This window comes from Ktedonobacter sp. SOSP1-52, assembly GCF_016587395.1.
This window is the reverse complement of sequence record NZ_BNJH01000004.1, coordinates 722,772-737,927: the sequence shown is the minus strand read 5'-3', so window position 1 is coordinate 737,927 and position 15,156 is coordinate 722,772. Positions and strand designations below refer to the sequence as shown.

9 protein-coding genes and 2 tRNA genes are annotated in these 15,156 nt (G+C 52.9%); 8 read left to right on the top strand and 3 right to left on the bottom strand.

The window, feature by feature from the left end:
• Positions 1–838 precede the first annotated feature (838 nt).
• On the top strand, positions 839–1,729 hold the full coding sequence (locus JMJ16_RS38360; RefSeq protein ID WP_236601909.1) for a transporter substrate-binding domain-containing protein: 891 nt from the start codon (positions 839–841) through the stop codon (positions 1,727–1,729).
• 58 nt (positions 1,730–1,787) lie between these two features.
• On the opposite strand, the gene JMJ16_RS38355 is transcribed toward JMJ16_RS38360, so the two are convergent.
• Positions 1,788–2,528 carry an HD-GYP domain-containing protein gene (locus JMJ16_RS38355; RefSeq protein ID WP_374229147.1) on the bottom strand — a complete coding sequence of 247 codons (741 nt, stop codon included), beginning with the start codon at positions 2,526–2,528 and terminating at the stop codon, positions 1,788–1,790.
• 523 nt (positions 2,529–3,051) lie between these two features.
• Between JMJ16_RS38355 and JMJ16_RS38350 the strand changes: the two genes are divergently transcribed.
• Both JMJ16_RS38350 and JMJ16_RS38345 read left to right on the top strand, forming a co-directional pair.
• Complete coding sequence (locus JMJ16_RS38350) at positions 3,052–4,350, top strand: metallophosphoesterase (RefSeq protein ID WP_201390059.1); 1,299 nt, start codon at positions 3,052–3,054, stop codon at positions 4,348–4,350.
• 71 nt (positions 4,351–4,421) lie between these two features.
• Complete coding sequence (locus tag JMJ16_RS38345; protein ID WP_201390058.1) at positions 4,422–8,312, top strand: AAA family ATPase; 3,891 nt, start codon at positions 4,422–4,424, stop codon at positions 8,310–8,312.
• 69 nt (positions 8,313–8,381) lie between these two features.
• Here the strand turns inward: JMJ16_RS38345 and miaA are convergent, their stop codons facing one another.
• Together miaA and JMJ16_RS38335 are read right to left on the bottom strand one after the other, a co-directional pair.
• Positions 8,382–9,314 carry a tRNA (adenosine(37)-N6)-dimethylallyltransferase MiaA gene (gene miaA / locus JMJ16_RS38340; protein WP_201390057.1) on the bottom strand — a complete coding sequence of 311 codons (933 nt, stop codon included), beginning with the start codon at positions 9,312–9,314 and terminating at the stop codon, positions 8,382–8,384.
• Positions 9,315–9,334: 20 nt separating this feature from the next.
• Positions 9,335–11,779 carry a serine/threonine-protein kinase gene (locus JMJ16_RS38335; RefSeq protein WP_255553283.1) on the bottom strand — a complete coding sequence of 815 codons (2,445 nt, stop codon included), beginning with the start codon at positions 11,777–11,779 and terminating at the stop codon, positions 9,335–9,337.
• Positions 11,780–12,192: 413 nt separating this feature from the next.
• Here JMJ16_RS38335 and JMJ16_RS38330 point away from each other — a divergent pair, with 413 nt between their 5' ends.
• The 5 genes from JMJ16_RS38330 to JMJ16_RS38310 all read left to right on the top strand — a co-directional run bounded on the left by JMJ16_RS38330 (position 12,193) and on the right by JMJ16_RS38310 (position 15,142).
• Positions 12,193–13,473: a glucosaminidase domain-containing protein gene (locus tag JMJ16_RS38330; protein WP_201390055.1), complete on the top strand. Its 1,281-nt coding sequence runs from the start codon at positions 12,193–12,195 to the stop codon at positions 13,471–13,473.
• Positions 13,474–13,620: 147 nt separating this feature from the next.
• Positions 13,621–13,702: transfer RNA gene (locus JMJ16_RS38325), tRNA-Leu, on the top strand.
• 68 nt (positions 13,703–13,770) lie between these two features.
• Positions 13,771–13,844: transfer RNA gene (locus JMJ16_RS38320), tRNA-Val, on the top strand.
• 241 nt (positions 13,845–14,085) lie between these two features.
• The gene (locus JMJ16_RS38315; protein WP_201390054.1) at positions 14,086–14,826 is read left to right on the top strand and encodes a GntR family transcriptional regulator; all 741 of its coding nucleotides are present in this window, start codon (positions 14,086–14,088) and stop codon (positions 14,824–14,826) included.
• A gap of 166 nt (positions 14,827–14,992) precedes the next feature.
• Entirely contained in the window at positions 14,993–15,142 is a 150-nt protein-coding gene (locus JMJ16_RS38310; RefSeq protein ID WP_201390053.1) for a hypothetical protein, read from the top strand.
• Positions 15,143–15,156: the final 14 nt, after the last annotated feature.

The following is a 15,156-nucleotide window of genomic DNA, read 5'->3' as shown; positions in this document are numbered from 1 at the left end:
TCGTATTGTGTGAAAATACTGTGAACGGTGGATAACTTGTGGATAAGTTATCCACATTGATTGTGTATAAGTTTGAAAAAATTTCCAGGTTCTGTGTCTTGTGGATAACTTGTGGATAAGTTATCCACATTGGTTGTGGATAACTCTAACGTTATATCGTATTGTGTGAAAATGCCGTGAAGATGTGGATAACCTGTGGATAACTCTGTTGTGGTGTTGTGGAAAAAACCACAATTACAGCCTGCTTGTGTGGATAGTGTGGATAACTCTAACGTTATATCGTATTGTATGAAAAATGCGCAAAGTGGTGGATAACTTGTGGATAACTTGTGGATAAGTGCTTATTTTTTAGGAGTATTCCCCACATTTAGTACAAAGCAGGTTGTGATTGTTCTAGCTTATCCACAAAAAATGTGGATAACTCTTATTTCTTGCCAGAAATATGCGATAAAGCGTGGTCGTTGCGGAGAAGTTCGATCTATAAAGGTGAAATGTGGACAATGGAGAAACGTTTGTGTTCTTCCAAAAGGGGGTTATTCAGATAATTATACACTTATCCACAATTTTTGTGGATAAGTGGGAGGAAAATGTGCAGAAGTCGAGAGCTTATCATTGCGCCTGCCTTTACAGATGAGTATACATACAAGCTTTCTGTGTTTGTTGAGAAAGTAAAGGACATAAAATTTTGTAAACTTTTGCTTGCCGTGCATCGCTGAGACGATTTGTTATGCAAATAGGTGTGATACAAGATGCTTTTTTAAACGTAGTGTTAATATGTGTATTTAGTACACCTTCTTGTGGAGATATTCTGGGCTTTTTAAAGAGGAGATGATGATTGGTGTACCGCTCCCGCTTCAATCAAGGCTGGCTTTTGTGGCTCTGTATGTGGAGCTGCCTGGTGATCGTGCTCTCTATAAGCGCGTGTAGCGGCGTCGCTCTCCCCGCACCCAATAATGGAAAGCCACCCTCCCACTTGAGTTCGCCACTACCACAGGCCTCTCCTGACCTGATTCAACCAGGGGTGTTAACAGTGGGCAGCTATTTGCAGTATCCGCCACAGGCCTTTCTTGACCCGGCATCTCAGCGTCCAATGGGCTTTGATATCGATCTAATTACTGAAATTGCGCATCGCCTGGGAGTGAAGGTCTCTATTACAAACATGGAGTACAAAACACTGCCTGATGCGGTTACGCAGGGAGAGGTGGATGTAGCTATCGCCGCGATACCTATCTCTGATACCCTCCAGGCAAGGGTGAATTTTGTTCCTTACTTTAAGGGAGGAGAGGCCCTTTTGGTGGCACGAGGCAATCCTTTGCAGATTGCTACACTTAATGATTTGTGTGGCAGAAGCGTGGGCGTCGTCCAGAATTCTCTTGAGCAGAGCGATCTTGAATTGACCAGCGCCAGTTGCGTTGAAGCCGGACAGGCATCGATCAGGCTTACATATATCTCTCAGCCCGATACATTCATTGATGCCCTGACCCAAAAGCGTGTAGAGGCTACATTTCAGGATCTGCCGCAGGTTGATTTTTATGCTATGAAATATGCTAACCTCGTGCAGCAGGCGGGCCCCATTCTCAACGTCACAATGGAGGGAATCGCTGTACGCAAAGAGAGCGTAAACCTGGGACATTTGATACAGGTCGTGCTAGATACACTGCGGAAGGATGGTACCTATAATCGTCTCATCAAGAAATGGGGCCTCATACACGGGGCTTTAAGCTCCTAAAGACGAGTTTGAACCCGAACAGCGTCCAGGCTCAAACCTTATCTTTCTATCCTAGAAATCAAGCCCCCGTTAAAAAGGTTTGTGGCGAGAGCATGAGTTCCAGGTCCTCGGTTTGCGGCATACCGCACAGATTCTGGCGCACTGGAAAACCTGGAGTATTGTCTAGTAGGTGGAGAAAAGCGCGGATGATCATGGGGTCAAAGCTTGCTCCAGAGGCTTGCAGGAGCCGTTCGCGCGCGGCGTCGTTTGAGAGCGGCGCCTTGTAGGGGCGCTGAGAGGTTAAGACATCATAGACGTCCGCGACCGTCAGGATACGCGCACTCAGAGGTATCTCTTCCCCTTTAAGTCCCACAGGATAGCCATGCCCATCCCAGGCTTCGTGATGATGCAGGACCGCCTCTACATAGAAGGGATGGATATCGCAACCAATAAGAATGCGTGCGCCAATGAGAGGATGGCGCTCCATCTTGCGACGCTCTTCCTCTGATAGGGCCGCTGATTTATTGAGGATATCATTGGCGATCCAGGTTTTACCCAAATCATGTACCAGGGCCGCAAGGGCCAGGTCACGTGCCTCGCGCCTACTCCACCCTAGGTGGCGAGCCAGGCGCGAGGCATATGTTGCTACGCGCCGGGAGTGCTCATAAGTCACGATGTCACGCTCTTGAATACTTTGAGCAAATGAAAGAAGTACTTTTCTCGTCTCTTGATCTTTTGTTATCTGTTTAGCGTCCACCACGTTGCTCTCCCACCTACAGGTGAAATGTACCCTCTGCCTGGTAATCGCGAAGATCACCATCACCTACTTATGCGAAAACCAACGCCACTGCCGTGGCTAGCGCTTCGCGCTCAGGTTTTCGAGAGGTAGTCCATAGAAAACGAGAGAAAACGAGTAAAAAGATAGGCTTTGATATACAACCTGTACCTCCAGGAAGTAATGACTACCTACTGCATAGAAGACGCAAGGTAGGCCTTGTTCCGACCGCTCTTCTCGTTTCTATTCAACCAATCGTCACATGTGTGAATATGTCACATCTTAATACGTAGCTTTGAGTGGTGTCTATGTACACCTGCAAAAAAGGTACTTTTGGCTAGCATAATGCCCTTTGCGTGCGCTGGCGCGTTCTTTTCTTTAGCTTTTTCTAGAGGAAGAACGTAGACAATGCTATTCCCCAATTAGTCCCTGTTTCCCTCCTATTTCGTTTGGTATTGCACTCTTTTGTGATAGACTCAGCTTGATACTCTGAGAAAAGAATACTCATACCGTGTTTCTTTATTAGTGGATAAAGCCCTTCATGCATAGCATCTGGAAGTGACGAAAAATGGCGGAGAAATCTACACAACAGCAAAAGAAGACGCAAGAGTCAAACGTGTTAGAAAAGAAGCAAAGCGATATCGTGACCCTGGTTTTGACCGCTGATAACCACCTGGGCTATTCCGCCTTTGGACAGCAGCCTCGTAGGCGTGAAGAGCGCCAGCTGCGGCTGCGCCAGGCCTTCCAGCAGGCGACGGATTTTGCTATCGTGCAGGGAGTCGACCTGTTTATTCAGGCGGGCGACCTCTTCGATACACCGAGCCCTGATGAGCAAGATCGCAGTTTTGTGGCTGAGCGTCTTGCCCAACTTAAACAGGCAGGCATACGCACTTTTGCGCTGGGGGGAACGCATGATACTCCATTGACCGGGTCCACGCCCGCCCCTCAGAGCAGCTTTGCGCGCCTAGGAGCCTTGCATTATATTCCGCCCGCTCTCAAAGCTGGAGAACGGCTGGAATCAGAACTCATTGATGTGCATGGCGTGCGCGTTGGTATTGCAGGTATCGGCGTGTTAGCTGGCCAGAGTGGTGATCCCCTGGCGAATATCTATGTGCGTCCCGATATTGAGGCAGCAGACATACCGATCTTACTTTTGCATGCACCAGTAGAGGGCCTGGGCGTGAACTCCTCGCTCCTGGATGTGCGTGCCAGCGTGAGCCGCGAGAGTATCGTGAACCTATCCATGTTTAAATATATTCTCGCCGGATATCACCACGGACATACACGTATGCGCATGGCTCATTCTGAACTGGTGGTGGCCGGTGCTACGCAGCATGTGGACTTTACTAGCCCTGAGCAGACACCCGGATTTGTCTTTATGGGCATTGCCGCCGATGGGATCCGTTGGTGTAACCATATTCCCTCACTCGAGGCACTTCAGTTCAAGCGTCTGGTATTACATACGAATGAACTATGGCTGGAACAGAATGGAGATGAAACCCAGGCTGTTTCTCCCACCACTTTGATTCTTGAACGCCTGCGCCCCTTGTATGGTGACGATACCATGTTGCAGGTTCGCCTGGAGGGCCAGCTCTCGCGCCGTCAGTTTCACGATTTGGACCTGAATCAGATTCGGCGCACGGGCGAGGAGCATTGTTTCGCCCTGGCAATCGATGATAGCTCTCTTACCGTTTTGCCTGAGCAAGAGACCTCTCCTGTTGAAGAAGGGGCGCGCCTTTCACTGCGTACAGAGCTGGTGACCCTGGCCGACGAATGGATTGCCGCGGCATCTGCTGAGCAAGAGAAAAAAGCACTACAATATACGAAGCATGAATTATTGCAAGCGATGGATGAGGTAAAAAGGTAGATGGTGTCCGGGGTCTACCAGGTGCGTCTCGTCGATGATCTGGTAAGGGCTTGGCGAACGGAGTTGTATCCATGATTATCCTGAAGCATTTAACGGTCGAGCGGTTCCGCCTCTTGCGCGAGGTAAATATTCATTTCCCTCAGCGAGGTAGTATCCTGATTCAGGGACCTAATGAATCTGGCAAGTCGGCGCTACTCGAAAGTATTTACTTTGCTCTCTATGGCGAGCCAATGGCCTCTGACCGCAAAAAGAAGCGCGTCCTCGATGATTTAATATCCTATGGCTCACCGCGTGCGACTGTCTCGCTCTCCTTCTCCATTGGTACGACCAATGTGAGCATGACGCGCATCCTGGAGCGCGGCCAGGGACAACAGGTTCGCCTGCTGGTAAGCCGGGGCGGAGTGACGCAAGGCGATGAGATCACTGATTTAAGCGAGGCCAATGCCCGCATTGTTGCGGAACTGGGCCAGATCAATGGTGAGACGTTACGTAACTCTTGCCTGGTGGAGCAGAAAGGCCTGACTCGCCTTGAGGATTTGAGTGGAGCCGAGCGCGAAGAGACGGTTCGCCATCTGCTTGGCCTGGAACAACTGGCCACTCTCGGCGAGCGCTTCAAAGTTCTCCCGGAAGATGAGCAGGCACTCCAGGTCAGTCGCGAACGCCTACAGCTTGCTGAGATGCAGGCGCGTATCCCCGAGGTGAGCAAACAGCTTGGCGAGGTAGAACTGGCTCTGGATGCTGTCACGATCCATGAGAGTCTGGACGAGATCCAGACCCAGGAGACCGAAATTGCCGAGGAGGAGACCGCGCTTAAAGATATCCAGAAGCAGCGCGGTGAGCACAAAATGCGTCAGCATCGTGTGCAACAGTTGCGCCGTGCTGATGCGACGCTGGCAGAAATCATCTCGGCCTATGATGGCATTGCCGAGGCCCGGCATGAAATTCCAGAGCTAGAGCGCCAGCTAACCGAACTGGAGCGCCGTGAGCAGGAGGAACTGCCCGCGTTGGAGAAGCGCGTGAGCGAGTTGAGTGAGTTGCTGCGCTCCTTTGGTACCTTACAGCGTATGTCCAATGACCTTTTGAGTGTTGTCGATACCATCAAGGAACAGGAGCAACAGCAGAAGGAGCATGAAACGGTGCGCGAGGACCTCAAAGGCATTGAGGTCCAGGTCGGGAACGCCCGCGAGCGCTTGCTACAAGCTCAGCAATCCTTGCAGGATCTTGAGGATCGCCGGCGCATCAATCGTCCACGCCTGGAAGCACGCCTGGAACGTCTCCATACCCTTGCTTCGCGCCTGGCTGAGCTGCGTCGCCTAGAGCAGAAATATCTGCAGTCCCTGGAAGAGAAGAAGTACGCGGCCCAGAATGCGCTTCAGATTGAGCAGTTCTCACGCTCACTGCGTGATGCCCAGCGCGAGCTAGACAATATCGAGGCCGAGGCCCACCAGTTGCAGCAGCAGGCGGAAGAGTTGGAGAAGCGCTGGCGTATGCTGAGCATGCGTCGTCACCTGGAAGAGTGGCAGCGCCTCAAGGGGCTTTCTCAGGGCCTGGCCCAGGCAGAGAAGCATGTTCATGAGGCTTATCGCCATCAGGAGAAACTAAATCACCTGGCGATGGACGCGCGTAGCTCCGTTACCCGCTACCGACTTCTGCTGCTTGGCAGCGGTGGAGCTTTTATCGTGGCTCTGGGCTTCGCACTCTGGGCGATTTTTAGCCAGGGTAATGTGCTGGTAGGCGTGATCTCTGGTGTGATTGCGCTCCTTTTAGTTGGAGCCTTTGCCTGGGGCTGGCAGAAACAATCACAAGCGCATGAAGAGGCCACAGAGGCGGATCGGCAGATGCAGGATGCCATCAGCAAAGTGGGCATGATGGTTGCCGCGCGTGAAACAGCCATCCGTATGGGTGGTAGCCCTGAATCTCTGGCTCAGGTGGAGCGCGAGATTCAAACGCTGGGTGGTACCATTCCTATCTCGCTCGAAGATGCGCATCATATGCTGCACCAGATTCGTGACGAGGGCGAGAGCCTGGCCGATATCCAGAAACGCGCCCAGGGTCGCCGCGAAGAGGCCAATGGTGCGCGCAACCGTGCCAACCTGGCGGGCGAGGCCGTCAATAAGTTGCGCCAGGAGCGCGCCCTCCTCGAGGAGCAGCGTCGTAAGGCCGGCTGGGATCACCTTGAGGAGCGCATCCTGAAAGAGCTCTCGGCGGTTCAGCTTATGCACCAGGAGATCACGTTGCTAGCTGGTCAGGAGGGCTTGCCCCTTCCCAGCGTCAATGAGCGCCTCCAGGGCGCTGAACCGGGAACGGTGACGCCGTTTATTGGCCTTTCGGCGCCCGAGGATCTTGCCAACACAGGCGTGCCTGAGTTAGAGTCCCTGGTCGAAGGCAATATCAAGGATACAGAGCGTGAAATGGCCTCCCTGGATGGTAAGCTGGATATGATCACCAACCTGGCGGCCCAGGTAAAAATCCACCAGGAGGCCCTGGATGTCTTGCTTGAGCGCCAGCGGACGATCAGCGCGCGCAACACGCAGTTTATGGCAAACTCTCCAGCCCAGCAGTTGGAGCGCACACGGGAGCAACAATTCGCCCTGAAGCAGGCCCTGCAATCCCTGAACAATTCGCTGCGCCAGCGTGTTAGTGCCCTGGGCATCACCTTTGGTCAGGCCCCCGTCAGCAACGCTGAGCTGGCGGCGCGCAAGAAGCTCGAAGAGCTTCACATCTCGCTGGGCAATAAGTATACTCTCCAGGAACGCCTGAACAAGTATACGAAGCAGCTTCGTGAGCTACAAGATCTACTGGCTGAACACTACAAGCAGCTTGCCAAGTATAGTAATACCCTGGGAAGCTGGATTGTACCACCCAATCCCTTCGCGGAGGCGCTCTCCGCCCTGCGTGAGCGCTGTGCTGAAGAGCTCAAGGAGACCAACGAGCAGACGCTGGCCCGTGATAAGGAGAGATTGGATGGGCGTGAAGGCGCGGCCAAAGCCAAGATTGCGCTGTGTAAGCAGGAAATTCTCAATATTCAGGAGCGTATACATACCCTCCTGGAGCAGTTGAAACGCCCTGAACCCGGCTCGCTAGCCCTTGAGGATATCGTGGCTATCTGGCCGCTCCTCGCCGATTATAAGGCTGAGGAACGTCCAGAGCTTGAAGAGAAGCGCGACACCTTCGCGCAGGAACTGCAAGATCTGGAGCGTCAGGAGCTTGAGTTGAGCGAAAAGCTGCAAACTGGTCGTCTCTCCCTCGACCTGGACGAGACGCGCCAACAGGCCGAGCAGCAGGAGCGTTCGTACCAGATAAAATATCATGGTCAGCGCATGATCAATGAGCTCTATCAGCGCGTGTTGCAGAAAGTGGTTCCACGTACGCAATACTATATGCAGCAGATCCTGCCCCTGCTCACCAGCGGGCGCTATCACGATGTCCACCTGACAACGGATGACGAGGAAGGCACCATTAGTGGTGGGCCTGTGCGCGTCAATGTATGGGAGGCCGCCGCGGGTGAATACATCCCCAGGTCGGCGCTTTCGGGTGGTACTGCGGATCAGCTCTCATTGGCATTGCGCCTGGCCTTCTCTATCGCAGCCCTCCCGCAGGACGAGCAGGTGGTACCCGGCTTCGTGCTTCTGGATGAGCCACTAAGCTCCTTCGACCATACACGTGCCCAGACCCTGGTCGATGTGATTACGAGCGAGGTGCTTAGCACGCACTTTGAGCAGATTATGTTGATTTCGCATAGCAGCGCCTTCGATCCTGCCATGTTCCCATATCACCTGTACATGAATAATGGCCTGGTGGTCGAGAGCAACCTTCCTGTGGCTCCAAGCCTAGCAACTGTTGCCGTCAGCGAAGATACCCTGGCGTCTTCCGACCTGACCTCTGAACTGGAAGATGAGGAGGATGAGGATCTGCTGGGGGCCACACAGGTCGTCGCAGCCATCAGCCCTCCAAAGAAATAACAATCGTAGACATGAAGGAGCCGGGCAGCCTGTAGGCTACCCGGCTCCTTCATGTCTACGATTATCTCCCTATTTTCCTGACAGAAAAACCTTGACTAAATCCTGGGCCTGTTGCTCCATCGCGGCACCACCCGCCAGCCAGAGAATGCGTTTATCGCGCCTGAACCAAGTGAGCTGACGCCGGGTGAAGTCGTGGATCGCATATTTGAGGCGTTGCACCATCTCCTCTTTACTGCTGATCTCGCCACGCAGCCAGCGGCTAATAAAGCGGTACTCCAGTCCCAGGGCCTCCATGCGTTCATGGCTGATGCCCTGCTGAAGCAAGCTCTCTACCTCCTGTACCATGCCCTCAACCATGCGTTCATCGACCCGCGCATCAATGCGCTGGTAGAGGATCTCGCGTGGCCAGTCAATGGCCAGGAGCAGGCAATGGTAGAGTGGTCGTGCTTGCCCGCGCTGGTCCGAGAAGGGCTTGCCCGTAACCAGGCAGACCTCCAGCGCGCGGATGACACGCCGGGGATTGCGCCGGTCAATAGTGGCGTAGGTCTGGGGATCAAGCTGTTCCAGTTGGGTAAGTAGAGCTTCCAGAGGCTGCTCCTCTAGCTGTGCTCGTAGCTCGGGTTGGGGGGCGACCGCTGGAATGTCGAAGTTATCGATAATCGTCTGGATATAGTGAGGCGATCCTCCAACCAGGAAGGGCTGCTTGCTACGCATCAGAATATCGTTGATGACGGTAATAGCTGCCTGTTGGTATTGGGAGACGGTATAGGTCTCGCCTGGATCGACGACATCAAGCAGGTGATGAGGGATCATAGCCCGCTCCTCAGGCGTGACCTTGGCTGTTCCTATATCCATACCACGATAGACCTGGCGTGAATCTGCTGAGATGATCTCGCCCGCGAAGCGCTGTGCAAGCTGAATGCCCAACGAACTCTTGCCGGAGGCAGTTGGTCCTACTATAACTGGTAGCCTGGGTAAAATTGCAGTTTGGGAATACTCCATGTTTGCGGCCTACTCTTCCACTACTCATCCTCAAGGATTTGCTTTGTCTTCACTATGTAATGTACCCGCCAGAGCAGGCTTGATGCAACCAGCATGCCAACCAACATGCCTGCAATCGTGAACCAGCCCAGATCATACTCGATTGTTAGCAGGAAGCCAAGCATCCCACCAATCGCGATGAGTAAGCCAATGACTAGTTGCCGCACCGAGGTTAAAGCCCAGGTCATCCATTCGATAACCATATTGCTCATGCGCTTATCAGTGCCTACGATGGCCGCGATGGCGGCAGTGGCTAGCATAAAAATCATTTGTACAGAGCCTGGAGTTATCTGTGCTAGCAGTTGCCAGAAGAGTTTGAGGACAGCCAGCGCCAGCAGGGTTGCGCTCATGCTCGTACAGAGGCGGTTGAGAATATCCTGGAGGCGCCACGTCCATCTCCAGTTGCTACTCAAGGCGCCAATGCTTGTGGTGGGAATAAGCATTGCGAGTACGAACACAAACCAGGGACTAGGCGCGAGTGGCTCAATATGCCAGTTTGCCAGCAGTGATCGCAGAAGTGTATAGCCCAGGCCGCCTATAGCCCAGGCTCCACACCAGGTAAAGATATGTTTAAGAATTGTTTGCTCGCGCTGAGTTGTGCTCACAATCTCCCAACCCTGATAGTCGCTTAGACCAGGGTCGCCATACTTTTCGATATCTGCAGCCTCTGCATCCATATGCGTGTCGGGTGCCTCGGTTACGTCTTGAGCCTGGGATTGCACCTGGCTCTGTTGCGCGGATACGCTTGCTGTCCTCGCGCGAATGGGTGTCCTGTGCTTCCCCGTGATCCCTGATTGCGCGCCAGTTGTCTGCTTCCAGTTATAGGTGTCGTCCAGCTCATCAAGATATTCGTCATCCTCGTCATTCAGGTCGGCGCCAATAGTTTTGCCACCATGATGCTGGGTATAGCGGAGAGCTAATTCTTGCTTATCGGCCTCAATAACGACCTCAATGGCGCGCTCCTTGCCTGCTCCTTGTTTCCCAGTGGGAAGAAGGGTGATTATTCCACTATTGTGTCCGGCATAGAGCAGATGGCTCTGAATTTGAACATTGACGTAGGTGGTCTCGCCCGAAAAGTCATCGCGGTCAAGAACAATCCAGGGATCACTGGCCTGGAGTGTGCCCTGAACGGGCTTGCTTGATGTGCTGCTAATGATAAGCGGGAGTGGTTCTGAGAGGTCATCTAGCACCTCCCCAAAATCGAGCCGAATGGGTTTCACTTCAATGGCAGGCGTGCTCCAGCGTAGCCACTGCATCTCCTTGTAGCGCCCACCTGACAGGATGGACCTGGTTGCGGGTTTCGCGCTCTGTTTGCTGCTATGCCTCTTCTGAATTGAACCGGCTGCTGTCGTTGCAGCCAGGTGTTTGCCACTCTGGCTGCCCCGGCTGCCTCGGCTATGTCCATTGCGTTGTGGAGCCTCACCTGGCTCTGGCGAGGGGAAAAGAGAGACCTGTGCGCCAGGAATCTTGCGGATAAATTGCTCGACCGACTCCAGGGGGTCGAGCACGGTGACGCGAATATACCGCGCTGCCCGTGCCAGGTCGTTCTCGCCAATCTCACGTAGCCAGGACTCGATCTCACCATTGGCCAGGTAGTCAGCAGCCTCGTCGGGGTAGAGCGCGCAAAGCTCTGCCAGTTCCAGGGGATTCGTCGCCTGTTCACTACTCTCAAAGCTGAAGGTATGTTCGCCAAGTAAGGCACTGCGGAACTCCTCGACGCTATTGTAGCGGTCGTCGGGGTCGATTGCGGTCGCGATCTCCAGCGCGCGCGCCACGGCTGGCGAGATATAGGGGTGAGACTGGCGAATATTCTTGAGGCCAAAGCCCTTCTCTGAGAGAGTATTGGTGAGGAGTTCAAAGAGCGTCATCGCCAGAGAGTAGATATCGGAGCGTTCATCGGTCTGGGCCTCGCCATACTGCTCTGGAGGCGCGAAGCCAGGAGTGCCTAGTTGCTGGGTATCGTGGTGCCGGGCCTGGCGAAAGAAGCGCGCGATTCCAAAATCAATCAGCTTGATGCGCCCATCGCGTGTGAGCATGGCGTTGCCGGGTTTCATATCGCGAAAAATGATGGGCGGATCCTGGCTATGCAGGTAGGAGAGTACGTCGCAGAGCTGGCGCGCCCAACCCAGGACTCGCCGTTCGGAGAAGGGGCCGCCATTGCGATGGAGCAGGTCCTCCAACGTCATGCCGTCGATATACTCCATCACCAGGAAATGGCGATTATTCTCGGAGAAGAAGCCAGTGAACTTGGGCAAGTTGGGGTGATCCAGCCGCCAGAGAATTTTCGCCTCGATCTTAAAATTCTCAATGGCCTGTTCTTGCTCTTCATAGGGAACTGTCGAGAGGCTCATCTCTTTGATGGCACAAACTGCCTGGCGTTTGAGGTCGCGTGCCTGGTAGACAGCTCCCATACCTCCCTGCCCGATGGTGCGTTGAATAAGAAAGCGCTTGTGAAGTAGCGTCTTACTTCCCAGGCGTCCTGTTTGTGGATTCCACTGGCCGCTACGCTGGTTGATGGCGAACCCCTCCGTCTTAGCTAGCGTCTTCTCCTAGAGGCCGAGCGCGATGGTGTGGTCTCTGCTAAACCCGAACACCAGGCGATTGCTCAAATGCGCGACTTTAGTATAGCATACCCTACTGGGACATACTACCTAGAAAACACCGTTCTAGCCGTGCGCCGGGACTATCTCGTGGTACAATTGAACGAGTGCCTATTTGCTGGCTACAAAGGTTGGTATCTGAAATCTTGTTCTTTTTACGGTTCCCTATATAAAACGAACGAATGCGTGTAAGTATCTGAAAAAAGGCAAAAGTTATAAGCGCAGGTGGGTATTGATAAATGGTGACAAATCGAAATGCATCACGAAGTATACCAGAAGTCTCGCGCAGGCGAAAGCGCTCGTATGCTGTGCTCCTCTGTAGCGTGCTGTTGATCGTTATGGGAGGCGCGGCGACCCTGATCTGGCAGATTCAGCAGGGCACGGCCACGCGCGCGGCTGGCGCCAATGTTATTGGTCCACCCTCGCTACCTGCCGCCTATATCGACCAGGTCTTTGCTCAAAATGGTAGCCGTATGGCTGGCACGGGCCAATTGATCGAAAACGAATCGCGCCTGACGAATATTGATGACGCCTTCGCGCTCGGCGTTTTCTCAGCTGAGACCAGCTATGGAATGGCAGGTGTGGGCATTAACTGTCTGAATCCCGGCAGCATCTCTGGTCCCGGTTGTGGCAGCTTCAAGTCCTATCCTTCTTATAGTGCCGCCATTATCGATTGGTTCACCATCATCAAAAATAATTACGTGCTGGGGCGTGGTCTGACAACCGTTTATGCCATCAGTGGCCCCTATGTGGGCACCTCTGGCGCGGGCACCTGGGCCGCCAAAGTCGTCAACTCCATGGCGCGTTATCAGGCACAGACGGAGCCGCCACCACCACCTGTCACACCCACTCCCACGCGTGAGAGCCGTCCCTTTAATGAGGGCCCGACAGGCTTCTTCCCGGCTCAAAGCTTCTCCCAGGATGCTAGGCATATTGCTCCAGGAACTGAGGTTCCCGGTGGAAAGAACACTCAGCCACAGGCTGATGGCCTTCCAGTGGCTTTACGTAATACCATTGTCGCGGTGTGTCTATTGCTCTCAGTGGCCGTATTCGCCCTGGGCGTGATGCTACGTAGGCGCAATTCTAGCGTGAGCATACTGGAGATAGAGGTCCAACAAGCCGTGTTCGCCGTCACGCCTCCTCTGGCAGCTGTCCCACAGACGCCATTGCCAGCCGAGGTGTTTGCGGCGCCGTCCTTTGTGCAGGAGGCAGGCGTCTTCCAGGTGGTCTCGCTCTCAGCCTCGACGGAGGAACTGGAGCGAGATGCGTCTCAGTTTGTGGCCTCTCAGGGACAGAGCATACCTATTGCACCTCTCTTTGGAATCTCGGCGAAGAGCGCAGCTCCCCGCGAGCGCAACACCGACGAACACGTTCCATTGACAGGACTGCGCCCAGGAGGGGGGCTGCTCTCGCGTTATCGCAACACCGAGGCCCTGAATAACTCAAGCAATGGTCCCTCACAGAAGCAATCAGATCCCAACCTGGTCTCAGTAGGGAGTGGGCAGCAAGAAGGCTTTTAGCTGCCTTAAAAGCACGCCTACACGGTCCGAAGAGGCAAGCGAGCGGATAGAGCGGAAATTTGGGGAACCTATAAAAAAAGGCCAGAAAAACTGTTGACAAAAATCGCGCTTAGGTGTATTATGGCACACGTAATCCGTTAGCAATTAGCCCTCGTGGCGGAATGGTATACGCAGCAGGTTGAGGGCCTGTGCTCGAAAGGGCGTGGTGGTTCGAGTCCACTCGAGGGCATTTGTAGGGCATCCAAATATTGAGTAAATATCTGGGTGCCTGATTTTTCGCCAACAAGCGGAATACACGGGCGATTAGCTCAGCTGGTTAGAGCGGCTGCTTTACACGCAGTAGGTCTGGGGTTCGAATCCCTAATCGCCCATCTCAAGCGGCTTTAGAGGCTCTTCTGTAGCAAGCAAACACAGTGCTATAGAAGAGCTTTTTTGCGCCTTTTTTCTAGTCCAAGCCTACTGCCTTAACGTTACAGTCTAGACTAAATTGTGTGATTAGATTTCGCTTTATTGTGGATAGCATTTTGAAACTTTTTATGTTAAAATCAATCTAGACCAAATAGTTATAGCTTGATAGTCTAAGCTAATTTAAAGGGAACGGTGGGCTATATTATGTCAGAAATGAAAGTGGACCATATCGCTGATGTTTTTAGGCAGCGAATTGAGGGCGGTATGTACGGGACTGCCGGGCGTTTGCCATCACTATCGATGCTTGCTCAGGAGTTCGATACTACTCGTGAGACAATGAATAAAGTTGTTCAGTTGTTGCAGTCTGAGGGCCTTGTTGTCTCAAAAGGTCGTGCTGGTGTTTTTGTAAGTAAGCCTCGTGCTCGCGTACCTGGTATCACTGCACGCTTTGATCTGTTTTTGAAGGAACAGGGATTGACGCCTGTAGAGGTCAATATAGATCCTCCAATGTTGGTTTCTGCTCCTGCTGATGTCGCCGAGGTGTTTAATATTCCTGTGGGCGAAAAAGTAGTGAGAAGAGTACGTTTGCAGGGTACGAAAGATGAGCCTTATCGTGTTGCAGAGAACTTCTATCCTGCCTCGCTAGCTGGAGGTCCCATTTTTCAGAAGATGCAGAGTGATGTTAGCACTGATGTGTTGTTGGAGATCAAAAATCGGCACGGCCTGGCGGTGCAGTTTGTTCATGAGGATGTGATTGCTCGTCTTCCGTCAATGCATGAGCAAGAGCTGCTGAAGATCAATCGTAGTTCTCCGGTCCTGGAAGTCCATCGGAAGAACTATGCAGAAGATCATGAGACAGTGATCATGTTCAATCGGATCATATTCGTCGCCAAGTTTTTTCTACTATCCTATGAGTATCAAACTGGATTGTGGGCTAAGAAGTAGTTATTCAGAAGTGTTCTAATGCATCATTGAGGCTATTTCTTAGCCTCTCTTTTTTTGTTCTTATTTAGTCTAGACCAAATAGTCTTGACATAAACATAAAACTTGTGTTATTCTTCTATTGAAGATTGGTCTAGACTAAAAAGTCTGGTCTGAAAGGGGGTATCTAGTGAAACTGGATCGGACAAACGTTTTGCTAATGGTGACAGGGTTTGCATTGATGGGCCTGGTCCTGGCGTTTCAGGGGCCGTTGGTGCTGGCCGGGCACTGGTTCTTCCATGTGGTTCTGAGTGCCCATCTCCCTCTACTGCCTTTCTAGCCTGGAGGTGTTAT